This is a genomic window from Streptomyces sp. bgisy159 (genome assembly GCF_965341775.1).
Classification (GTDB): domain Bacteria; phylum Actinomycetota; class Actinomycetes; order Streptomycetales; family Streptomycetaceae; genus Streptomyces.
In genome coordinates this window covers 1-21,792 of record NZ_CBDQZH010000007.1, presented here as the reverse complement: position 1 = coordinate 21,792, position 21,792 = coordinate 1, and the positions used below count along the sequence as shown (strand labels likewise).

The 21,792-nt window shown below is 74.2% G+C and carries 19 protein-coding genes and 2 pseudogenes; 11 read left to right on the top strand and 10 right to left on the bottom strand.

The window, feature by feature from the left end:
* Position 1: 1 nt before the first annotated feature.
* The 5 genes from ACSLTV_RS09440 to ACSLTV_RS09420 form a co-directional block, all read right to left on the bottom strand.
* Positions 2 to 901, bottom strand: a complete 900-nt coding sequence (locus tag ACSLTV_RS09440) for a class F sortase (protein ID WP_432134607.1) — start codon at positions 899 to 901, stop codon at positions 2 to 4.
* Positions 902 to 980: 79 nt separating this feature from the next.
* Positions 981 to 1,334: a hypothetical protein gene (locus ACSLTV_RS09435; protein ID WP_432134608.1), complete on the bottom strand. Its 354-nt coding sequence runs from the start codon at positions 1,332 to 1,334 to the stop codon at positions 981 to 983.
* A 317-nt stretch (positions 1,335 to 1,651) separates the two neighbouring features.
* A complete protein-coding gene (locus tag ACSLTV_RS09430) occupies positions 1,652 to 3,910 on the bottom strand; it encodes a molybdopterin oxidoreductase family protein (RefSeq protein WP_435611964.1) in 2,259 nt (752 codons plus the stop codon).
* Positions 3,911 to 4,115: 205 nt separating this feature from the next.
* A complete protein-coding gene (locus tag ACSLTV_RS09425; RefSeq protein WP_432134610.1) occupies positions 4,116 to 4,733 on the bottom strand; it encodes a TetR family transcriptional regulator in 618 nt (205 codons plus the stop codon).
* Positions 4,730 to 5,332, bottom strand: coding sequence for a hypothetical protein (locus ACSLTV_RS09420; protein WP_432134611.1), 603 nt, complete (start codon positions 5,330 to 5,332; stop codon positions 4,730 to 4,732). Before ACSLTV_RS09420 ends, ACSLTV_RS09425 begins: the two co-directional genes overlap by 4 nt.
* Positions 5,333 to 5,488: 156 nt before the next feature.
* On the opposite strand from ACSLTV_RS09420, the gene hmgA reads away from it, so the two are divergent.
* From hmgA to ACSLTV_RS09405, 3 genes are read left to right on the top strand one after another with little or no spacing between them, the layout of a single operon-like run.
* Complete coding sequence (hmgA, locus tag ACSLTV_RS09415) at positions 5,489 to 6,865, top strand: homogentisate 1,2-dioxygenase (protein ID WP_435611963.1); 1,377 nt, start codon at positions 5,489 to 5,491, stop codon at positions 6,863 to 6,865.
* A gap of 27 nt (positions 6,866 to 6,892) precedes the next feature.
* Positions 6,893 to 7,639 carry a GntR family transcriptional regulator gene (locus tag ACSLTV_RS09410; RefSeq protein ID WP_435611962.1) on the top strand — a complete coding sequence of 249 codons (747 nt, stop codon included), beginning with the start codon at positions 6,893 to 6,895 and terminating at the stop codon, positions 7,637 to 7,639.
* 27 nt (positions 7,640 to 7,666) lie between these two features.
* Entirely contained in the window at positions 7,667 to 8,812 is a 1,146-nt protein-coding gene (locus ACSLTV_RS09405) for a type ISP restriction/modification enzyme (protein ID WP_435611961.1), read from the top strand.
* Here ACSLTV_RS09405 and ACSLTV_RS09400 read toward each other — a convergent pair.
* Positions 8,799 to 8,966: pseudogene (locus ACSLTV_RS09400) on the bottom strand (TetR/AcrR family transcriptional regulator); the annotation flags it as partial. The gene ACSLTV_RS09405 and the pseudogene ACSLTV_RS09400 sit on opposite strands and share 14 nt — an antisense overlap.
* A 99-nt stretch (positions 8,967 to 9,065) precedes the next feature.
* Between ACSLTV_RS09400 and ACSLTV_RS09395 the strand changes: the two are divergent.
* Positions 9,066 to 9,164, top strand: a pseudogene (locus tag ACSLTV_RS09395) (ABC transporter permease); the annotation flags it as partial.
* Between the two features lie 41 nt (positions 9,165 to 9,205).
* Positions 9,206 to 10,402: a CaiB/BaiF CoA transferase family protein gene (locus ACSLTV_RS09390; RefSeq protein ID WP_432134615.1), complete on the top strand. Its 1,197-nt coding sequence runs from the start codon at positions 9,206 to 9,208 to the stop codon at positions 10,400 to 10,402.
* Positions 10,403 to 10,420: 18 nt separating this feature from the next.
* On the opposite strand, the gene ACSLTV_RS09385 is transcribed toward ACSLTV_RS09390, so the two are convergent.
* The 3 genes from ACSLTV_RS09385 to ACSLTV_RS09375 form a co-directional block, all read right to left on the bottom strand.
* Positions 10,421 to 10,696, bottom strand: a complete 276-nt coding sequence (locus ACSLTV_RS09385) for a hypothetical protein (protein ID WP_432134616.1) — start codon at positions 10,694 to 10,696, stop codon at positions 10,421 to 10,423.
* 126 nt (positions 10,697 to 10,822) lie between these two features.
* The gene (locus tag ACSLTV_RS09380; protein ID WP_435611960.1) at positions 10,823 to 11,638 is read right to left on the bottom strand and encodes an anti-sigma factor; all 816 of its coding nucleotides are present in this window, start codon (positions 11,636 to 11,638) and stop codon (positions 10,823 to 10,825) included.
* Positions 11,635 to 12,177 (bottom strand): sigma-70 family RNA polymerase sigma factor, encoded by a 543-nt coding sequence (locus tag ACSLTV_RS09375; protein ID WP_432134618.1) that lies wholly within the window; start codon positions 12,175 to 12,177, stop codon positions 11,635 to 11,637. Before ACSLTV_RS09375 ends, ACSLTV_RS09380 begins: the two co-directional genes overlap by 4 nt.
* 178 nt (positions 12,178 to 12,355) lie before the next feature.
* On the opposite strand from ACSLTV_RS09375, the gene ACSLTV_RS09370 reads away from it, so the two are divergent.
* From ACSLTV_RS09370 to ACSLTV_RS09355, 4 genes are all read left to right on the top strand, one after another.
* Positions 12,356 to 13,909 (top strand): DUF4331 domain-containing protein, encoded by a 1,554-nt coding sequence (locus tag ACSLTV_RS09370; RefSeq protein WP_432134619.1) that lies wholly within the window; start codon positions 12,356 to 12,358, stop codon positions 13,907 to 13,909.
* A 99-nt stretch (positions 13,910 to 14,008) separates the two neighbouring features.
* Positions 14,009 to 15,427, top strand: a complete 1,419-nt coding sequence (locus ACSLTV_RS09365) for a tetratricopeptide repeat protein (RefSeq protein WP_435611959.1) — start codon at positions 14,009 to 14,011, stop codon at positions 15,425 to 15,427.
* Positions 15,424 to 17,025, top strand: coding sequence for a nickel transporter (locus ACSLTV_RS09360; protein WP_432155660.1), 1,602 nt, complete (start codon positions 15,424 to 15,426; stop codon positions 17,023 to 17,025). The genes ACSLTV_RS09365 and ACSLTV_RS09360 overlap by 4 nt, the downstream gene beginning before the upstream one ends.
* Before the next feature lie 45 nt (positions 17,026 to 17,070).
* Positions 17,071 to 18,714, top strand: coding sequence for a serine/threonine-protein kinase (locus ACSLTV_RS09355; protein WP_432134622.1), 1,644 nt, complete (start codon positions 17,071 to 17,073; stop codon positions 18,712 to 18,714).
* 39 nt (positions 18,715 to 18,753) lie between these two features.
* Here the strand turns inward: ACSLTV_RS09355 and ACSLTV_RS09350 are convergent, their stop codons facing one another.
* Positions 18,754 to 19,560: an SGNH/GDSL hydrolase family protein gene (locus ACSLTV_RS09350; RefSeq protein ID WP_432134623.1), complete on the bottom strand. Its 807-nt coding sequence runs from the start codon at positions 19,558 to 19,560 to the stop codon at positions 18,754 to 18,756.
* Positions 19,561 to 20,094: 534 nt separating this feature from the next.
* On the opposite strand from ACSLTV_RS09350, the gene ACSLTV_RS09345 reads away from it, so the two are divergent.
* Positions 20,095 to 20,940, top strand: a complete 846-nt coding sequence (locus tag ACSLTV_RS09345) for a glycosyltransferase family 2 protein (RefSeq protein WP_432134624.1) — start codon at positions 20,095 to 20,097, stop codon at positions 20,938 to 20,940.
* A partial coding sequence (locus ACSLTV_RS09340; RefSeq protein WP_435611958.1) for a glycosyltransferase family 2 protein occupies positions 20,937 to 21,792 on the top strand: 856 nt, incomplete at its 3' end. The genes ACSLTV_RS09345 and ACSLTV_RS09340, both read left to right, overlap by 4 nt.

Below are 21,792 nucleotides of genomic sequence, written 5' to 3'. Positions count from 1 at the left end.
GTCACGGCGGGCGGACCGCCGTGAGGTGGGCGTAGACGACGATGTTGCCGAGGTAGCCCTTGCGGCGGTCGTAGTCGCCGCCGCAGGTGATGAGGCGGAGTTCGGGGCGGCCCCGGTCGCCGTAGACCTCCTCGTTGGGGAAGTGCGCCTTCTCGTAGGACTTGACCGCGTCGACGGTGTAGACGGCGGTCCGCCGGTCGGCGCGCCGCACCTCGACGACGCGACCGCGCTTCAGCTCGGTCAGCCCGGCGAAGACCGCCGGCCCCCGGTCGGTGTCGAGATGGCCGACGGCGACGGCGGTCCCCCGCAGGCCGGGTGCCGGACCGCCCTCGTACCAGCCGACGAGGTTGGAGTCGTCGTCGGGCGGCGCGGGCAGCCGCCGGTCGCTGCCGAGGCGCAGGCCCATGACCGGGGCGTCGATGTCGAGGTAGGGCACGACGAGGCGGGTGGCGCGGGACGGCGGCAGGGGGCGGGGGGTGCGGGGCCGGACGGCCGGGGTGCGGCTCGCGGCGCCGGGCCGCTGCCGTGCGCCGGGCTCGGCGGCCGGGGCTGCTCCGGTGGCCGGGGCCGTTCGCCGGGCACCCTCGCCCGCCCGGGCGCCGGGAGCCGGGGAGCCGCGGCCGGTCGCCGGCCGGCCGGTCGCCCCGCCCGGTGTCGCGTCCGGCGTCGCGCCCACCGGCCGGGGCTCCCCCGCGCCGTGGAGGCCGGTCCCGCCGCCCCGGAACGCTCCGGCGGCCCCCGTGCCGCCGCCGGGCCGTCCGGCGGCGGCAGGGTCGGCGGGTGCCCCGGGGGCGGCCGGGGGGACACCCGGGGAGCCCGGGGAGGCAGCGACCGCCGCTCCCCCGGGCTCCTCGCCCTGGGACCACCACGTGCCGCCCGCCACCAGGGAGGCGGTCACCACGGCCGTCCGGGTCAGCCGGTAGGCGCGGGTCCGAGGCCAGGGCCTGCGGGTCCGTCCTCGGATGGGCCTGCCGGCCTGCCTACGCGGAACCATGCGGACGGCGGCGGAGCCGCAGCCAGACCGCCCCGGCGACCGCGGCGAGCCCGACCCCCGCGGCGCCGGCGACCGGCGTGAACGCCTCCTCCTTCGCGAGGCCGCCCCCGCCGGCGGGCGGACCGCCGTTGGGCCTGCCGCAGTCGACGCGGAACACCTTCTGCTTGGCGGCCCCCTGCTGGCCCTGGAAGGTCCAGGTGAGCTTGTACATGCCGTCGGGCAGCTGCGGCAGGACCCGCCCGGTGTGCCCGGTGCCGATCGTCAGCACGATGGCGCCCTCACGGGTCTCCCCGTTCGCCACCGGGGGCTGGGGTGCGATGGACCACTGGGCCCGCTGCACCGTGTCGAAGTTGAAGGCCGCGAGGTAGAACTCGCAGACCTTCGGATCGTTCCGCTGGTCGAGGTAGTCCGTCTCCGCGGAGTGGATCTTGACATCGCCGTTGTCGCCCGGGGCCGCGACGGCCGTCGGGGCCCCGGCCAGGACGCCGCCCGTGACGGCGAGGACCGCGAGCGGGGCCGCGGCGCGGCAGGGACATGGTGGGCATGCACACTCCTCCGAGTCAGACGATTTTCATACAAATCGTTCGTGTTCTGACTCTTTGTCACACATCGCCCGGCCGGTGCGGGAGAAGCGCCCAGGAGTGCCCCTACGGGCCGTCAGTTTCCCTCGTACGACCCCGTGGCGGCCGGTGTCGCGGTCAGCTCGACGGGCACTCCGTTGAGGACCGCGTTGCCGGACAGCGGGTCGAGCGCGCGGCCGTCGAGGAGCTGGTTGACGTTGACGCCGGGCTCGGTCGCGGCGTGGCGCAGCCGGGTGCCGGGCCGGTCGTGGCCCCAGCCGTGCGGGAGGCTCACCACTCCGGGCCGGACGGTGTCCGTGACCTCGGCCGGGGCGGTCACCTCCCCGCCGGCGCCCCGCACCCGTACCGGAGCGCCGTCGCGCACGCCGAGCCGTTCGGCGTCGGCCGGGTGGATGTGCAGGGTGCAGCGGTTGGAACCGCCGGTCAGGGCGGGGATGTTGTGCAGCCAGCTGTTGTTGGAGCGCAGATGGCGGCGGCCGACCAGGAGCAGCTCGGCGGGCGGGGCGTCGAGCGCTCGCCGTAGCCGCGGCAGGTCGTCGGCGATCGGCGCCGGCAGCAGCTCGACCCTGCCGCTGGGGGTCTTCAGGGGCTGCGGCAGCCGGGGGCGCAGGGGTCCGAGGTCGATCCCGTGCGGGTGGGCGAGCAGCCGCTCCAGGCTCAGCCCGTCGGGCCGTGCGCCGAAGCCGTCGCCGTAGGGGCCGAGGCGCAGCATCATGTCCAGCCGGCGCTCGGGACCGGTGTCGCCGGTGAGCTGGGCGGCCAGGTCCTCGGGGGCCCGGCCGTGCACGGGTGAGTGCTCGTCGCGGACGGCCTTGCCGAGGGTCTGTTCGACGACCAGCGCGTCCACGGCGGTCGGGTCGGCCCCGTGCATGCCGGTGGCGGCGAGGGTGAGCCGGGCGAGTATCTCGGTCTCGGCCATCCTGCCGGGCTCCAGCGGGACGGCGGGTCGGGTGTAGCGGACCTGGTTGCGGATGGCGAGGGTGTTGAAGGCGAAGTCGTGGTGCGGGCTCTGGGCCGGCGGGGGCGGCGGCAGGACGACGTCGGCGTGGCGGGAGGTCTCGTTGAGGTAGGGGTCGACGCTGACCATGAAGTCCAGGGAGTCCAGCGCCTTGTCGAGCCGGTCGCCGTCGGGTGCGGACAGCACCGGGTTGGCGGCGACCACGACGAGGGCACGGATCGGCTCGCCCTCCTCGGTGGCGGTGTCGATCTCCTCCGCGAGCGCGGACAGCGGCAGCTCGCCCTTCGCCTCGGGGTGCCGGCCGACCCGGGAGTGCCAGCGGCCCAGCCGGAAGCCGCGGCCCGGTCCGGCGGGACGGGGTGTGCGGTCGGTGGCCGCCTGCGGGAAGAGGGCACCGCCGGGGCGGTCGAGGTTGCCGGTGAGGATGTTGAGCACGTCGACGAGCCAGCTGGCGAGGGTGCCGTGGGCGACGGTGCAGCTGCCGATGCGGCCGTAGACGGCGGCCGTGGGGGCGGCGGCCAGTTCGCGGGCGAGGATGCGGATCAGCGGTGCCTCGACGTCGCAGGCGACGGCCACCGCCTCGGGGGTGAAGTCCCGCAGGGCGTGCCGGAGTTCGTCGAGCCCGTGCAGGTGCGGGGCCAGCTCGCCCGGGTCGGCCAGGTCCTCCTCGAACAGGGCGTGGGCCATCGCCGCGAGCAGCAGGGCGTCGGTGCCGGGGCGGATCGCGAGGTGCCGGTCGGCGAGCGCGGCGGTGCGGGTGCGGCGCGGGTCGACGACGGTGAGGGTGCCACCGCGGGCACGCAGCGCCTTGAGCCGGCCGGGGAAGTCGGGCGCGGTGCACAGACTCCCGTTGGACTCCAGGGGGTTCGCGCCGATGAGGAGGAGGTGGTCGGTGCGGTCCAGGTCGGGTACGGGGATGGCGTTGGCGTCGCCGTAGAGCAGCCCGCTGGAGACGTGCTTGGGCATCTGGTCGACCGTGGAGGCGGTGAAGAGGCTGCGGGTGCCGAGGCCGGCGATCAGGACCGGCGGGTAGAGGGCGCCGGCCATGGTGTGCACGTTGGGGTTGCCGAGCACGATGCCCACGGAGTGCGGTCCGTGCCGCTCGACGACGGGCCGGATCCGGGCGGCGACCGCGTCGAAGGCCTCCTGCCAGCTGACCTCGCGCAACTCGCCGTCGACGCGGAGCAGCGGGGCCCGCAGCCGGTCGGGGTCGCCGTCGACGGCCGCGAAGGAGGCGCCCTTGGGGCAGATGAACCCCTTGCTGAACACGTCCTCGCGGTCACCGCGGGCCCCGGTGACGGTGGTTCCCTCGATGGTCAGGGTCAGCCCGCAGGTGGCCTCGCACAGGGGGCAGATACGCAGGGCGGTGCGGGACACGGGTCCTCCCGGTGGGCGCGGCGGTGACGCTCGTACGAGGGGCGAGCATACCGACCGGTAGGAACGTTGGGGAGGGTCCGGCACCGACGGTCGTCGGCGGTCGGCCGCGCCGGGCGGCGTCCGTCGCCGGCCCGCGCGGCCGGCGACCGGTTTGCGCGAGCGGCATCCGGTTTCCGCGAGCGGCGTCCGGCGTCCGGCGTCCGGCTCAGTCCAGGACTCGCGCCAGGTAGGCCCGCAGCAGCGCCCGCATCTCCGCGATGACCTTCTCGTCGCCCTGCGGGTCCACCCGGAAGGCCAGGTGGACCAGGGTGTCGGCGGTCTCCACGGCGACCAGGAAGGTGCGGCGGAGGTCGTCGTCGGGGTGGAGCCCCAGATGGCCGGCGAGGAGGGCGGTGAGGCGGTCGGCGACGCGGGTGTTGGGCTCGGACTGCCGGGTGCCGATCGGAATCTGGTTGCCGAAGTCGACCAGGGCGAAGCCGGGGGCGGTGCGCTTCATCGCCAGGTACTCGTCGACGACGGCGTCCATGACCGCCCGCCAGTCGCCCGACCGGGCCTTCGCCAGCCGTTCGGTGACCCGCTCCGACCAGCGCTCCAGGTTGCGCTGCGCGAGGGCGTCGGCCATCTGCCGCTTGTTGCCGAAGAAGCGGTAGACCGAGCCGATGGGGACGCCGGCGCGCTGGGCGACGGCCCGGGTGCTCAGCGCGTCGTAGCCGACCTCGTCGAGCAGGTCGGCGCAGGCGTCGAGGATCCTGCTCAGCCGTTCGGCGCTGCGCCGCTGCACGGGGGCGCGCCGGAGCGGAGTCGCTTGGGGCACGGCGTTCATGATGCCTTTCGGTCCGGATCCGGTGATGCTCCCCCTGCTGTACGGGTGCCGGCGGCCGGGGCACTCAACGCGGAGGGGGTGGCGGCGGGCGACGTCCCCGGCTCGGAGGCCGTGATGTCCGCGGTGGTCTCGATCGGTTTGCCGTCGACCGCCCAGACCGTGCCGTCGTCGGCGTACAGGCGCACGGTGACGTGGTGGGTGCCCTTGGACAGCGAGCCGGCCGGGATCCGGTGGTCGGGGGTGCGCAGGTCGGCGAGGGGCCGCTCGTCGACGAAGAGCCGGGCGATGCCGTGCCCGGCGGTCGCCTCGGCGGCGGTGCCCGCCGGGGAGAGGGTGAAGCGGTGCAGATCCAGCCGGACCGCCCAGCTGCCGTCGGCGGCGTCCGAGGTGACCTCGGCCTCGACCTCGGGAGCCCTCTTGCCGTCCACCTCCCGGTAGTGCCGCCCCTCCTCGTCGGTCTCGTCGAGCAGCTTGCCCACGGGGGCGACGGACGGGCTCTCCGGGCCTCCGCGGGCGTCGCCGGAGCCGCAGCCCGCGGATCCGGCCAGCACCAGAACACAGACCGCGACCGCGGCAGGGAATCCACGCGTCCACGACATGCGGGGAGCGTAGAACACGGGTCCGACACAGGGATCCCCCCGGGGTCGGGTTCCGGACGGCGGTGATCGTTCTTCCGAACGACGGGCGTCCATGTCTTGCGTCCGGGAAAACGCAATCCTACGGTGTCACATAGGAATAAGAGCGAGGGAGCGACGATGATCGATGGGGGCACCGCCCGCGTGAGCGGGTCCGAGCACGAGGGAGCGCGGAAGGCCACCGAGGAACCGGCCTATCTCCACGGCTTCGGCAACGAGCACAGTTCGCAGGCCGTGCCCGGCGCCCTGCCCGAGGGCCGCAACTCCCCGCAGCGCGCCCCGCTCGGGCTGTACGCGGAACAGCTGAGCGGTACCGCCTTCACCGAGCCGCGCGCCCACAACCGCCGCTCCTGGCTGTACCGCATCCGCCCGTCGGCCGCGCACCCGGCGTTCACCCGCGTCGGCAACGGCGGCCTGCGCACGGCGCCCTTCGCCGAGACCGTGCCCGACCCCAACCGGCTGCGCTGGAACCCGCTGCCGCAGCCGCCCGCGGGCACGGACTTCCTGGCCGGCCTGTGGACCCTCGGCGGCAACGGCGACGCCACCCAGCGGACCGGCGTCGCCGTGCACCTCTACCACGCCACCGCATCGATGGACCGGGTGTTCGGCAACGCCGACGGCGAGCTGCTGATCGTGCCCGAGCAGGGCGGGCTGCTGCTGCGCACCGAGTTCGGCCTGCTGCGCGCCGAGCCGGGCGAGGTGGCGCTGATCCCGCGCGGGGTCCGCTTCCGCGTGGAGCTGACGGACACCGCGCGGGACGGCGGGCGGGGCCCGGCCGCGCGCGGCTACGTCTGCGAGAACTACGGCGCCCCGTTCCGCCTGCCCGACCTCGGCCCGATCGGGGCCAACGGCCTGGCGAACCCGCGGGACTTCCGGGCACCGGTCGCGGTGTTCGAGGACGTCGAGGGCCCGGTGGAGGTGGTCAGCAAGTACTGCGGCAACCTCTGGCGGGCCGAGTACGACCACTCCCCGCTCGACGTGGTCGCCTGGCACGGCAACCTCGTGCCGTACGTGTACGACCTGCGCCGCTTCAACGTCATCGGCTCCATCTCGTACGACCACCCGGACCCGTCGATCTTCACGGTGCTGACCTCGCCGTCCGACACCCCGGGCCTGGCCGGCGTGGACTTCGTGGTCTTCGCGCCGCGCTGGCTGGTGGGCGAGGACACCTTCCGGCCGCCGTACTTCCACCGGAACGTGATGAGCGAGTACATGGGCCTGATCGAGGGCGCCTACGACGCCAAGGCCGAAGGCTTCGTGCCCGGCGGCGGCTCACTGCACAACATGATGTCGGCGCACGGACCCGACCGGGAGACGTTCGACCGGGCCAGCGCCGCCGAGCTGCGGCCGCAGAAGGTCGACGACGGGCTGGCGTTCATGTTCGAGACCCGCTGGCCGATCACCCTGACCGAGCAGGCGGCGGCCGCGGACCACCTCCAGCAGGGGTACGACGACGTGTGGCGCGGCCTGGAGCGTCATTTCCGTCCCTTGCGCTGAAAGATTCCCTCCAGGTACGGATGGCCCGTGACCTCCTTCGCCCCGGACTCCGTCGTCCTGAACCGCAAGCTGCCGCTGTGGTACCAGGTGTCCCAGTCGCTGCGCGCCTCGATACTGGGCCGCTCGCCCCACGACCCGCTGCGGCTGCCCACCGAGGAGCAGCTGGCGGGGCACTACGGCGTGAGCGTGCTGACCATGCGGCAGGCGCTGAAGGAGCTGGAGGACGAGGGGCTGATCACCCGCCACCGCCGGCGGGGCACGTTCATCGAGCCGGACGCCCGCCGTGGCGCCCCCGTACGGCTGCTCGGCTCGGTGGACGCGATCGTGGCCCAGCAGTCCGGCATGACGACCGAACTGCTGGACCACGGCCGCGCCGCCGTGCCGGGCGAACTCGCCGAGCACTTCCCGGACCTGGCCGAGGTGACGGCGTACCACCGGCTGCGCGGCGACGAGCGCACCGGTGAGCCGACCAACCACGCCCGCAACTGGGTGCGGCCCGAACTGGCCGACGCCATCGACCCCGACGACCTGGTGCGCTGGCCGATGACCAAGGTGCTGCGCGACGTGGTCGGGGCGGACATCAGCCGGATCACGGACACGGTGGAGGCGAGGCTGGCCGATCCGGAGACGGCCCGGCTGCTCGCGGTGCCGCTGCTGAGCCCGATCCTGCACTACACGGGGGTCACCTACGACGGGCAGGGGCGGGTGCTGGACGTGGTGGTCATCCACTACCGCGGGGACCGGTTCTCGTTCACGGTGACGCTGGAGGCGTAGCGGGTGGGTGCCGGGGCGCTCGGTACGATGCCCGGCGTGACGCACGACGACGCTCCGCCGCTGGCGGACCTCATGCCGTGGTCCGTCGCAGCGCCGCGGCTCGGCCGGGACTGGCCGGCGGCGCCCGACGCGGGCTCGCTGAGGGCCCGCTGGGACGCGCTGATGAAGGCCGCGGGGCCGGACCGGGAGGCGCTGTTCCGGCCCAGCCGGGCCCGTACGACGCGGTCGGCGGTCGGGCAGCTGCCGGGGCGGTCCGGAGGGACCGAGCGGCTGGAGCGGGCCGACGGCCCGTGTCCGGAGCCGGTGCGGGTGCTGCGGGCCCCCTTCGACGAGCAGTGGCTGATTCCCGACCACCGGCTGATCGACGCGGCCCGGCCCGAGCTGTGGCGGGTGGCGGACGAGCACCAGGTGTTCCTGGTGGAGACGGCCGACGCCGTGTACGCGACGTCCTGCCTGCCGCTGCTCCGCCCGGCCCGGGTCCGGCCGCTGTTCCGCCGCCCGGGCGGCGCCGAGCCCAATCTGGCGCCGGGCCTGCTGGAACATCTCGCGGCGCGGCTGGGGCACTCCCCCGCCCCCGTCGACGTCCTCGCCTGGATCCTCGCCGCCGCCCGTCCCGATCTGACCGTGCCGCTGACCGGGGACCCCGGGCTGTGGACGCGCGGGGTAGCGCTCGGGCACCGCGCGTTGTGGCTGATGCGGCGCACCGGGGAGCGCCCCAAGCTGCCCGGCGGCCGCCGCCCGTACGTCCGCGCGCCGCTGCCCGCCCGGCCGGTGTCCCTGCGCTACGACCGGGACGAGGAGAGTCTGTACCTGGACGGGGGCCGGATCTCCCCGGTCCCGCCGGAGGCGTGGGACTTCGAGGCGGGCGGGCTACGGGTCCTGGAGCAGTGGTTCGCGGCCCGTACGGACGCGGCCGAGCCCGGCACCCTGGCCGCGATCCGCCCGGCGGCCTGGCCGCAGACCTGGACGTCGGAGCTGCTGGAGCTGATCACGGTGCTGGCGCTGCTGGCGGAGGTGCGGCGGTCGCAGGCCCTGCCGGAGCCGGCGGAACCCGTCACGGCGGGTGGCCTGCGGGCTGCGGGGGTGCTGCCGCCGCCGGACCGCTCCCGCCGCCCGGCGTCGGTGCTGGACCATCAGGAGGAAGGCCCCGAGGGGCAGTTCACCCTGCTCTGACGAACGCGTCGAGCACCCGGTGCAACGCCGTCTCGAACACGGCCTCCATGCCGATCGGCCCCGGGTCCTCCGCGAACGCCGCCGCCATCCTGGGACAGGCCCCACTGGCGACCTGACCACCCAGGTAGGCGATCCGCACGGCCTGCTCCTCCTCGGCCGGTCGGCCCGTCCGTTCGGGGCGGGACCAGATCACCGGACACTCCGTACCTTTGCTCGGTGAGGGTCTGGAGAAGCGTTTCGGTGAGGTGCGCGTGCCGGACCTGGCGGTCCCCCGGTCGCCGGTTCGCCGGCGTGGTGCGCGGTCCTGCCGGCGGTGTGCGTTCCGCTCGCCGTGCGGCGGTACGCGCGATGAGCTGCTGACAAACCACCCGGCCGGAGGTGATGATCCACCTCATGCGTGGACTTCCCCTGCCCCTGGAGGGCATCACCGTCGTCGCCGTCGAACAGGCCGTCGCGGCCCCCTTCGCCACCCGGCAGCTCGCCGATCTCGGCGCCCGGGTCGTCAAGGTGGAGCGGATCGACGGCGGCGACTTCGCCCGCGGCTACGACACCGCGGCCGGCGGGCTGGCCTCGCACTTCGTGTGGTGCAACCGCGGCAAGGAGTCCATCGCCCTGGATCTGAAGGACCCGCGCGGCCTGGACGTCGTACGGCGGCTGGTCGCGGACGCGGACGTGTTCGTGCAGAACCTGGCGCAGGGCGCGGCGGCCCGGCTGGGCCTGGACGCGGCCACGCTGTGCGCGGCGCACCCGCGGCTGGTCGCCGTGGACATCTCCGGCTACGGGACGGGCGGGCCGTACGCGGACAAGCGGGCCTACGACATGCTCGTGCAGTGCGAGGCGGGGCTGGTGTCGGTGACCGGGACACCGGAGCAGCCGGTGAAGGCGGGAATCCCGGCGGCGGACATCGCGGCGGCCATGTACGCCTTCTCGGGGGTGCTGGCCGCGCTGGTGCGGCGGGGGACGACCGGGCGGGGTGGGCCGGTGGAGATCTCCATGCTGGAGGCGCTGACCGAGTGGCTGGGGCATCCGCTGCACCACACGATGCACGGCGGCAGCGCCCCGGTGCGCACCGGGCTCGCGCACGCGGTGATCGCCCCGTACGACGCCTATCCGACGGCGGACGGGGGCCGGGTGCTGCTGTCGGTGCAGAACGACCGGGAGTGGCGGCGGCTGGCGGAACGGGTGATCGGGCGGCCGGAGCTGGGGGCGGATCCGGCGTTCGCGACGAACGCGGCGCGGGTGGCGCACCGCGGGCGCACGGACGAGCTGGTGGGTGCCGCGCTGGCGCGCCTCGGGGCCGACGAGGCACTGGAACTGCTGGAGGAGGCGGGCATCGCCTGTGCCCGGCTGCGGGATCTGACCGAGGTGGCGGACCATCCGCAGCTGGCGGCCCGCCATCGGTGGCGGGAGGTGGGGACGCCGGTGGGGCCGCTGCGGGCGCTGCTGCCGCCGATCACCTTGCCGGGTGGGGCGCAGCCGCGCATGGACGCCGTACCCGCGCTCGGAGAGCACACCGGGGCGCTGCTGCGCGCCGTGGGGATGACGGACGACGAGATCGCAGCGCTGCGCCGGGACGGTGTGGCCGCCTGAGCGCGGGCCGTCGGTGGCTCAGTGCCGGTGGCCGCCGAAGAGGGAGCGGCGCAGTCGGCGCAGGGGGGCGAACAGCGACACGCGTCCGACCCGGGTGCCCCGGTCGCTGGGCCGGCGCGCGGCGTCCCGGGTGGTCAGCTCCCGCATCAGGGAGGTCGCCTCGACGGTCTCCCGCTGCGGTATGGCGGGGCCCGCGAGCACCGAGAGGTGGCGGTCGAGACGCGAACTGGTCGCGCTGCTCCCGCAGGTGATCGCAGGGACCCTCGCCCTGCTGCGCACTGTTATCTGTTCCATGTCACTCCCCACCCGTACGAGTCCACCCGGCCCGGGCAGGTTAACCCTATCGCCCCGTCGAGGCACTCGTGTATCGCGGTCACAGGATTCACCTTCCCCGTAAGGGGGTTGACGACCCGTCCGCGATTACTCTCCGAATCCAACCGATTCCAGGGCGAGTTGGACAATGGGCTGAGTGGTGGGCTGAGCCGACCCGCCGTCGGGTTCGACGGTCACAGCGAGTGATGTCGCCGCCTTGTCAAGGCCGGTGGCGACCAAGGGCGTGTCGCCGTCGAGGAGCCCCAGGGAGCGTGGTGGCGCACCGGGGCGCATCAACCACAGCTGGTGCGCCTTGCCGTTCGGGGGGTCGCCGTAGCCGCGCAAGGTGACGACCGCTTCCCGGGTGGAAGCGGAGGCGATTACTCCGATACTGCGGCCCTCGGCGTCCCGGCCGGTGCCCGCCCGGACGTCCGGAGCTGCGAGAACGTGGGCGATCTCACGTGCCCGGTCCCGTTCGGCGGCCAGCTGGTCCTGGGTCCGGCCCGCTTGCACGGCGAACAGTGCGGCGACGACCAGCGCCGCCGCCGCGGTCACGGTGGCGAACGGCACGAAGAGCGGACGGCGCCGACGGGGCGCACGGGAGCGCGCGGGCGGCGGCGGGGTGCCCCAGACGTGCGGCGGAAGCCGCTGCGTGCGCGCCTGCCCCGGCGCGGCCTGCTCCTGCGGGGTGGCGCGCACCGCGGCCAGCACCCGGTCGCGCAGCTCGGGCGGCGGCGGCACGGCCGCCGACCAGGCGAGGCGGACGGCGTCCTCGGACAGCGCCCGCACCTCGGCGGCGCAGCGGTCGCAGGAGCGCAGATGCCGCTCGAAGCGGTGCCGCTCCGCGGGGTCGAGGGCGTCCAGGGCGTAGGGCGCGGCCAGCGAGTGCGGATCCTCGCGGCGCAGCCGGGCGAACAGGCTCATGCGGCCCCTCCGAGACAGTCACGCAGCCGGGTGAGTCCGTCGCGCATCCGCGTCTTGACGGTGCCCAGCGGCAGTCGCAGCCGCTCGGCCACCTCGCGGTAGGTGTAGCCGTCGTAGTAGGCGAGGGTGACCGACTGGCGCTGCAGCGCCGTCAGCCGGCCGAGGCAGCGGCGCACCCACTCCCGTTCCAGGCCCGCCTCCACCTCCTCCGCGACCTGGTCGAAGGCGGGGTGGTGGGCACGCCGCGCCTCGCGCTCCTCGCGCTCTCCGGCGGCCCGCGCGCTGCGCACCCGGTCGACGGCCCGGCGGTGGGCGAGGGTGAGGATCCACGACAGGGCGCTGCCCCGGTCCGGGTCGTAGCGGCCGGCGGTGCGCCAGCACTCCAGCAGCACCTCCTGGGCCACCTCCTCCGACTGCGACGGGTCGCGCACCACCCGGCGCACCAGCCCGAACACCGGCCCGGCGACCATGCCGTACAACCGCTCGAACGCCCTGTGGTCGCCCCCCGCGACGAGCACCAGGAGCTCGTCCGCCTCCATGCGGCCCCCCCATCTCCGATCACCTGTCCGCGGACACACCTCCGGGGGAAGTACGGATGAGCGGCGCCGAAACGCGGGTCCGGAGCGGGAAAGATTTTTTTTCGTGCGGACCCATCCGATCGGGTGGTCCGCTCCGTATATCCGTCCGTCAGGCAAGTTGGCACTGAGGACGGACGGCATGACACCAAACTCCAGGACCGGCGCACAGCGCGGAGGCACGGCCAGGCGCCGGAGCGTCGCGACCCTGATCTGCGGGGCGCTGGCCGCCGGAGGGCTCGCGGCCGCCGGCGTGGCCACGCTGGAACCGGGGGCGGCGCACGCCTCCAGCCACCGGGAGGCCCCGCTGATATCGGGAGCCCCGCAGTACGACAACACCGACGTGTACGCGTTCGTGAGCCCGGACAAGCCGGACACGACGACGATCATCGCGAACTGGATCCCGTTCGAGGAGCCGGCCGGCGGACCGAACTTCTTCACGTTCGCCGAGGACGCGCAGTACGACCTGCACGTCGACAACAACGGCGACGCCCGGGACGACCTGCTGTTCCGGTACACGTTCAAGACGCACACGAAGAACAAGAAGACGTTCCTCTACAACACCGGTGCCGTCGAGAGCCTCGACGACCCCGACCTCAACGTGACGCAGACGTACGACCTGGAACTGGTCAAGCTGCGCCACGGCAAGGCGGTCCACCGGACCAAGCTCGCCGACGACGTCCCCGTGGCGCCGTCCAACGTGGGCAAGGCGTCCATGCCGCACTACGCCAAGCTGCGCGAGCAGGCGGTGTACAAACTCCCGGGCGGCGCGCAGACCTTCGCCGGGCAGGCCGACGACCCGTTCTTCCTCGACCTGCGCGTCTTCGACCTGCTGTACGGCGGGAACCTCTCCGAGGTCGGCAACGACACCCTCAAGGGCTACAACGTCAACTCCATCGCCCTTCAGGTCCCCAACGACCTGATCACGGAGTCCAAGGACCAGCCGGTCGTGGGCATCTGGTCCACGACCCAGCGCCGCACCGCCCAGGGCCACTACGCGCAGGTCTCGCGGCTGGGCAACCCGCTGGTCAACGAGGTCGTCAACCCGATCAAGGACAAGGACCGGTTCAACGCGTCCGACCCGAAGGACGACGCGCAGTTCCTCAAGAACGTCACCAACCCCGAACTGCCCAAGCTCATCGAGGCGATCTACAAGATCAAGGCGCCGGCCGAGCCGCGCAACGACCTCGTCGACGTGTTCCTCAAGGGCGTGAGCGGGCTGAACCAGCCGCCGCGCGTCACGCCGTCGGAGCAGCTGCGGCTGAACACCTCGATCAAGCCGGCCATGCACCCCAAGCGGCTGGGCGTCCTCGACGGCGACAACGCGGGCTTCCCCAACGGCCGCCGGCTCACCGACGACGTGATCGACGCCTCGCTGCAGGTCGTCGAGGGCGAACTGGTGGGTGCGAAGAACGACCTGGGTGACGCCGTCGACAAGAACGACAAGGAGTTCGAGAAGTACTTCCCGTACGTCGCCCTGCCCACCGAGGGATCCCGCGGTCCGCTCGGCAAGGGTGTCTCCGGCGGCAACGACGTCCGCAGCCAGCTCGGCGACGCGCTCGCCCCCGGCGGTACGGCCGGCGGCGGCACCGACACCGCGCTGGTCGCCGGGTCGGCGGGCGCCGGGGCCATCGGCGTGCTGCTGATCGGCGGCGGGCTGATGTGGTGGCGGCGGATGCGGGGGCGGGCGTACTAGGCGCTCCTCCCGGGCGCCCCGCCGACCCGGCGCCCCCGGCGGTGTGCGGCGAAGCCGTACACCGCCCCCTTCCCACCTGACCGACGAAGGAGAGACCCCGTGCCCCCGCACCCGAACGACGACCGCCCAGGCAGCGGCACCCCGCCGGCGACGCGCGTGAGCGCCTCCGGACCGCGCCGGTACGGGCGACTCGGTCTGTGCGCGGGCCTGTTGGCCGTCGCGCTCACCGCCGGCGCGATCGCGGTGGGCGCCACGCGGGACGACGGGCGGGCGGCGGCGCCGGTGGCGGCCGCCGTCGATCCGGGGCTGCTCGGCGGGGGCGACCTGGACGCCGGGGTCCGCTCACTGCAGGCCCACCTGCGGACCCAGCCGAAGGACCACGCCGCCTGGGCCACCCTCGCCCTCGCCTACGTGGAGCAGGCCCGCACCCAGGGCGACCCCTCCCGCTACCCCCTCGCCGAGCGGGCCGCGCGCCGCTCGCTCGACCTGCGCCCGGGCAACGACCAGGCCCTGTCCGCGCAGGCCGCGCTCGCCGCCGCCCGCCACCACTTCGCGGACGCGCTGGCGTACGCCGACCGGGCACTGAAGGAGAACCCGTACAGCGAGCGTGCGCTGTGCTCCCGTATCGACGCCCTGGTCGAACTGGGCCGCTACGACGAGGCGTCGACGGCGGCCGGGACCGCGGACGCCCGCCGCCCCGGCGTCCCCGTGTTCACGCGCTACGCCTACGTCCACGAGCTGCGCGGCGACCTCACCACCGCCCGCCGCGTCCTCACCCAGGCCCTCGGCGCGGCGACCGCCCCGGGCGACATCGCCTACGTCGCCACCCAGCTCGGCCACCTCTCCTGGCAGCAGGGCGAGTACACGGCCGCGCTGGACCTGTATGCCCGTGCGCTGGCCGCGGACGACACCTATCTCCCCGCCCTGGAGGGCCGGGCCCGCGCCCAGGCCGCCCACGGCGATCGGGACGCCGCCGTCAAGGGGCTGGAGGCGGTCGTGGCGCGTGCCCCGCTGCCCGGCCCCCTGGTCGCGCTCGGCGAGCTGTACGAGGCCCGCGGCCGGGCCGGCGACCGGGAACGGGCCGAGCAGCAGTACGCCCTCGTCGACGCCTGGACCGCACTCGCCCGGGCCGGCGGCGTCGACGCCGACCTGGACACCGCCCTGGCCGCCGCCGACCACGGCGACCGCGCGGCGGCCCTGCGCGCGGCCCGCGCCGAGTGGTCCCGTCGGCAGACCGTGCACACCGCCGACGCCCTCGCCTGGGCGCTGCACGTCAACGGCCACAGCGCCGAAGCGCTCCCCCACGCCCGGCGGGCCGTCGCCACCGGCTACCGCAACGCCCTCTTCCTGTACCACCTCGGCATGATCGAGGCCGCCACCGGACACCCCGAGGACGCCCGCGCCCACCTCTCGGCCGCGCTGGACCTCAACCCGGGCTTCTCCCCCCTGGGCGCCCGCACCGCCCGCAGCACGCTGCGGACCCTGGAGACGACGACGGACCGGGAGGCCCACCGGTGAACCTCCGCCGCCCGCTCGCCGCCGGCACGGCCGCGCTCACGGCCGGGTGCGCGCTCGCCCTGCTGCCCGCCGCCCCCGCGAGCGCGCATCCCCTCGGCAACTTCACCGTCAACCACTACGACGGTCTGGTGGCCGCCCCCGGCCGGCTGCGCGTCGACCACGTCGAGGACCTCGCCGAGATCCCGGCGACCCAGGCCCGGCCCGACATCGAACGGCTCGGCGGGCTCACCGCCTGGGCACGGGAGCGCTGCGCAGCGGCCGCCGCCGGCAGCCGCCTCACCGTCGACGGCGGCACCGTCGCACTGACGGTCACCGCGGCCCGGGCCGCCGTACGCCCGGGACAGGCCGGCCTGGACACCGTGCGCGTGGAGTGCGCCCTCGGCGCACCGCTGCCCACCGGTGACACCGTCACCGTCGAGTTCCGCAGCGCGAGCGACTCCGCCGGCCCCGGCTGGCGGGAGATCACCGCGCGCGGCGACCGCATGACGCTCACCGGCACGGATGTGCCGGGCACCTCGGTCTCCCGTGAACTCACCACCTATCCGGAGGAGTTGCTCTCCTCCCCCGCCGACACCACGACGGCCTCCCTGCGGGTGCGCCCCGGCGGCCCGGCGCTGGCCGACGAGGACCGGGACGCGCCCGCCGCGTCCGTCCTGCCCCGCGGCGCCGACCGGTGGACCCGGGCCCTGGACCACCTCGTCGCCCGCCAGGACCTCACCGTCGGCTTCGCCGCCCTGGCCCTGCTCCTCGCGGTGGGGCTCGGCGCGCTGCACGCGCTGGCGCCGGGCCACGGCAAGACCCTGATGGCCGCGACCGCCGCCGCCCGGGGCGGCAGGGCCCGCCTCAGGGACGTCCTGCCCCTGGCCGCCTCGGTGACCGTGACCCACACCCTCGGTGTGGTGGCCCTCGGCCTGCTGGTCACCGCCGGCTCCGCCGCCGCTCCCTCGGTGATCGCCTGGCTGGGCCTGGCCAGCGGTGCCCTGGTGATGCTGGCGGGCACCACCCTCGTCCGACGGGCCTGGCGCGCCCGGCACCCGGCGCACGACCACCACCACGCGCCCGTGAAGACCCCCGAGCGCCGCCTGGCCACCGTGGGCGCCCCGGCCCCGGACCACGAATCGCACCCGCACCCGCACGGCCACGACCACGACCACGACGGTCACGGCCATCACCATCACCACGAGCACCACCACGATCACACCCACACCCACACCCACACCCACGGTGGTGTCACCCACTCGCACCCGGTCGCGCCCACCCTGCGCGGCACCCTGCTGCTCGGGTTCGCGGGCGGGATGGTGCCCAGTCCGTCGGCCGTCGTGGTGCTGGTGGGCGCGGCCGCGCTCGGGCACGCCTGGTTCGGGCTGCTGCTGGTCGTGGCGTACGGCGCCGGACTGGCCCTGACGCTCACCGCGGCCGGGTTCGCCGTGGTCCGGCTGGGGGCCGGGGTGACCCGGGTCCTGGACCGGCGCCCGCGCTGGACCGCGCACCCGGTCGTCACCTCCGTACGCCGGGCGGCGCCCCTGTGGTCGGCGCTGGTCGTCGTGGTGATCGGCGCAGGACTGGTGCTCAAGGGGGCGGCATCCGTAGTCGGCTGAGCTACTTTGGGGAGATATCGCGCGGAGTGCGAAGAGGGGGCGGCCGTGTCCGAGGAACCGGGCAGTGAGCGTCTGATCGCGGGCCGGTACCGCCTGCTGTCCCCGCTCGGCCAGGGCGGTATGGGCACCGTGTGGCGGGCCCGGGACGAGGTGCTGCACCGCGAGGTCGCCGTGAAGGAGGTCCGCGCGCCCGCCGGGCTGCCGACGGCGGAGGTCGAGCGGATGTACGCGCGGCTGGAGCGGGAGGCGTGGGCTGCGGCCCGGGTGTCGCACCGCAACGTGGTGACGGTGTACGACGTGGCGGCGCAGGACGGCCGGCCCTGGATCGTGATGGAACTGGTCCGCGGGATCTCGCTGGCCGAACTGCTGGACGCCGAGGGGCCGGTGGAGCCGCGGCGCGCCGCGCACATCGGCGCGGAGGTGCTGGCCGCGCTGCGCGCCGCGCACGACGCCGGCGTGCTGCACCGGGACGTGAAGCCGGCCAACGTACTGCTGGCGAACGACGGCCGGGTGGTGCTCACCGACTTCGGCATCGCCCGCGTCGAGGGCAGTTCGGAGCTGACGATGACCGGGGAGGTCATCGGCTCCCCGGAGTTCCTGGCGCCGGAGCGGGCGCTCGGGCGGCGGCCGGGCCCCGAGTCGGACCTGTGGTCGCTGGGCGTGCTGCTGTACGCGGCCGTGGAGGGCAACTCGCCGTTCCGTCAGGACACTCCGCTCAGCACGCTGCGCGCGATCGTCGACGAGGAGCTGCCGCCGGCGCGCCGGGCCGGCCCGCTGACACCCGTGATCGAGGGGCTGCTGCGCAAGGACCCCGCCGACCGGCTCGCGGCCGGCCCGGCCGAGCAGGACCTGCGGATCGTGGCGGCCGGGGGCGTCGCGTCCGGTACCGGCACCGTGCGCGCGGCACCGCCTGCCGCGCCGACGGCGCCGTACCCGCATCCGCCGACGCACACCACCGGGCCGCTGCGGGGCGAGCCCCCGCCCCGTCCGGGTTCCGGCACCGGTACCCGGCCGTCGCCGGTGACGGCCACCGCCCCGCGCCGCGACCGGCGTACCGCCGCCGTGCTCCTCGCGGGCGCGCTGCTGCTGGCCCTGGCGGTGACGGGCCTGACGTACGGCCTGCTCGGCCGGGACGGGGGCGGGGGGAACGAGGCGGGCGGTGACGGCGGCCCGAGCGCGGAGGTGACTGCGTCGGCGCCGGGGGACCCGACGACCGCGACCACCCCGGCCGGTGACGAGAGCTCGGGGGAACCCGGCCCGTCGCCGAGCACCGGCTCGTCGGAACCGGCGCCGCCGCCGCAGTCCGTGTCGGTCACCGTCACCGGCACGCACGCCGACTACGCGGGCGCGTGTCCGCCGCCCGACGAGCGGGCGCCCGCCTTCACGGCGGTGTTCACGGTGGGCCGGCTGCCGGCGGAGGTCAGCTACCGCTGGGTGACCGGGGACGGGAAGGTGATGGACCCCGGCTGGAAGACGCTGCGTTTCCCCGAGGGCGGCGGCCGGACCCGGCAGGACCGGGTGATCGTGACGACGTACGCCGAGAGCGGGACGTACCGTTCCACGCTCGGGGTGGAGGTGCGCGAGCCGGTGACGGCGAGGTCGGACGCGGTGCCGTTCTCGGTCACCTGTGAGAAGGAGACCCCGACGGGCGGGGCCTCCTCTTCTCCTTCCGGCTCGCCCGGCTCCTAGGACGGAACACCTGGGCCTGTCGCAGGCCTGGTCGCCGGCCTAGTCGTTGGCGTTGAGCACCGGCAGGTAGCCGCCCGACTGCCCGGCGGCGGTCGGGTGGTAGGAGTCGCCGATGTTCAGCCAGTTGAGGCTGTGCAGCCAGGAACTGCCGGAGCAGATCTCGTGGCCGGTGAAGGTCGGGCGGACGTCGCCCCAGGCGAAGCCGTGGGCGGAGGCCCGCCGGGCGACGGCGGCGTCCAGGTAGTCCGCCGCTTCGTTGATGGCCCTGCGCTTGGTTTCGGACAGGCCGATGCAGAACGTGCCGAGCTTGTAGAAGCGGGGGTAACCCAGGACGACCACACGGGCGTTGGGCGCCCTGTCCCGGATCGCGGTGTACACGCTGTCGAGCTTGCCGGGCAGCGTGGAGTCGACGTAGGCCTTGGCGGTGTTGATGCGGGCGACGCAGGTACTGTCGGAGCTGGTCACACAGGTGGTCATGACGTCGGCGAAGCCGGCGTCGTTACCGCCGATGCTGATGGAGACGAGGCCGGTGGACGAGGAGAGGCCGCCGAGCTGGTTCGCCAGAACATCACCCGTTCGGGCACCCGAGCAGGCGGCGAACGTGAAGGACGAGGGGGAGTGGGCGGCGTTCCACAGGTAGGGATACGCCTTCGTGCTGCGCTTGCAGTCGCCGCTGGAGCTGATGTAACTGCCCGCGCCGACGCCTGAGGAGTAGGAGTCTCCGAGGGCCACATAGCCCCCGCTTGCAGCGAGTTGGGACGCCTGCGCCGTGACGGCACCGGTGAGGGCGGTGCCGACGGCGAGGAGGACTGAGCTGACGAATGCCGCGATTCGGGAACGTCTCATGGAACCTCCCTTAGCAGGATCTCTGCCACAACCGTCGTAGCAACTACGCGTGTTGACGGGAAGTGTCCATGCCAAAACTGATGGGGGTTCCGGTGCGGGTTCTTGACGCGTTTTCGGACAATCCGGGAACCATGACGGGACGAGCCGTAGTGTAACGGTCAAATGAACGAAAAGGTGAGGGTCACCCCGGCTCTTGCCATACAGGCGCAATCGTCAATACCGTCATACATCTCACCCGCATCGGTCCGTCAGCACACGGCTCAAGGGGAGGGCTCGAGAGCCACGACGGCTCCCGGCGCGGGGCGCGGTAGGGGGGTGCCGTGCTCGGTGACCGCACAGGTGATGACCGAGCCGTGCCGCGCGACCGGCGGCCGATTGCTGAAAGCCGGTCAGTTCTGCCAACTCACCCGGGGTCCGTGCGGACGGCGTCGCCGTGCCCGCGGGCCGGACGGGTGGGAAACCCCCCTTTCGAACCGGACGTGGATCCGGGCCGCCCAGGGGCGGGCGGCCCACCGGACGAGAGGGACCACTTTCATGAGTTCCGTTCTGCAGCCGGCGACATCGACCCAGGACCACCGGGACCAGGAGCACCCGGATCCGTCGACCGCCGGAAAGTACCGGCCCGTCTCCTCTCACCTGGCGATCGCACCGCCGGTGAGCGTCGTGATCCCCGCCATGAACGAGGCGGAGAACCTCCCGTACGTCTTCAAGAGCCTGCCGGACTGGATCCACGAAGTGGTCCTGGTCGACGGCAACTCCACCGACGACACCGTCGACGTCGCCCGGCGGCTCAGGCCCGGCGTCCGGATCGTCGGGCAGCAGGGCAAGGGCAAGGGGGACGCCCTGATCACCGGGTTCGAGGCGTGCACCGGTGACATCATCGTGATGGTCGACGCCGACGGCTCGGCCGACGGCAACGAGATCGTGTCGTACGTCTCCGCGCTCGTCTCCGGCGCCGACTTCGCCAAGGGCTCCCGCTTCGCCAACGGCGGCGGCACCGACGACATGACCTTCGTCCGATGGCTGGGCAACCGGGTGCTGTGCGCCCTCGTCAACCGCAAGTTCGGCGCCCGCTACACCGACCTGTGCTACGGCTACAACGCCTTCTGGCGGCACTGCCTGGACAAGATCGACCTCGACTGCACCGGCTTCGAGGTCGAGACCCTGATGAACATCCGGGTCGTCAAGGCGGGCCTGAAGGTCCAGGAGATCCCCAGCCACGAGTACCTGCGCATCCACGGCGTCAGCAATCTGCGCGCCGTGCGCGACGGACTGCGGGTGCTGCGGGTCATCCTCGGGGAGCGGTCCAACCGGCGGGCACTGCGCCGCCGTCCGGGTCACTCCCCGCTGCTCGACCCGGCACGGGGAGAGGCGCGTTGATCCCGGTCGACATCTCCGTGGTGATCTGCGTGTACACCGAGGACCGCTGGGCGGACATCCTCGCCGCGGTGGCCTCGGTGCGCGCGCAGAGCCACCCGCCGCTGGAGACTGTGCTGGTCGTCGACCACAACCCGGCGCTGCTGGACCGGCTGGAGCGCGCGTACCGGGGGGCGGGCGCGGTGCGGGTGCTGCCGAACGCGGGCCCGCGCGGGCTGTCGGCCGGCCGCAACACCGGGGTCGCGGCCTCGCGTGGCGAGGTGATCGCCTTCCTCGACGACGACGCCGTCGCCGAGAGGGACTGGCTGCGCCGCTTCGCCGACCCCTACAGCGACCCGCGGGTGCTGGCCGTCGGCGGAAGGGCGCAGCCCGTCTGGTCCACCGGGAAGCGGCCCGTGTGGTTCCCGGAGGAGTTCGACTGGGTGGTCGGCTGCTCCTACCGGGGGCTGCCGCCCGGCCGGGTACGGGTGCGCAACATCCTCGGCGGCAACGCCTCGTTCCGGCGCACGGCGTTCGACCTGGTGGGCGGCTTCGCCACCGGCATCGGACGGGACGGCGACAAGCGTCCGCTGGGCGGCGAGGAGACGGAACTGTGCATCCGGCTCGGCAGGGCGAGACCCGACGCCGTCCTCCTCGTCGACGACAGGGCGGTGATCCACCACAAGGTGCCCGAGGGACGCGAGCGCTTCCGGTACTTCCGCACGCGCACCTACGCCGAGGGCCTGTCCAAGGCGCTCGTCGCGCGCAGCGTCGGCGCCGGCAAGGGCCTGGAGTCCGAACGCCGTTACACCACCCGGGTACTGCCCGCGGGCGTGGCCCGCGGGCTGCGCGACGCCGCCCTCGCCCGGCGCGGGG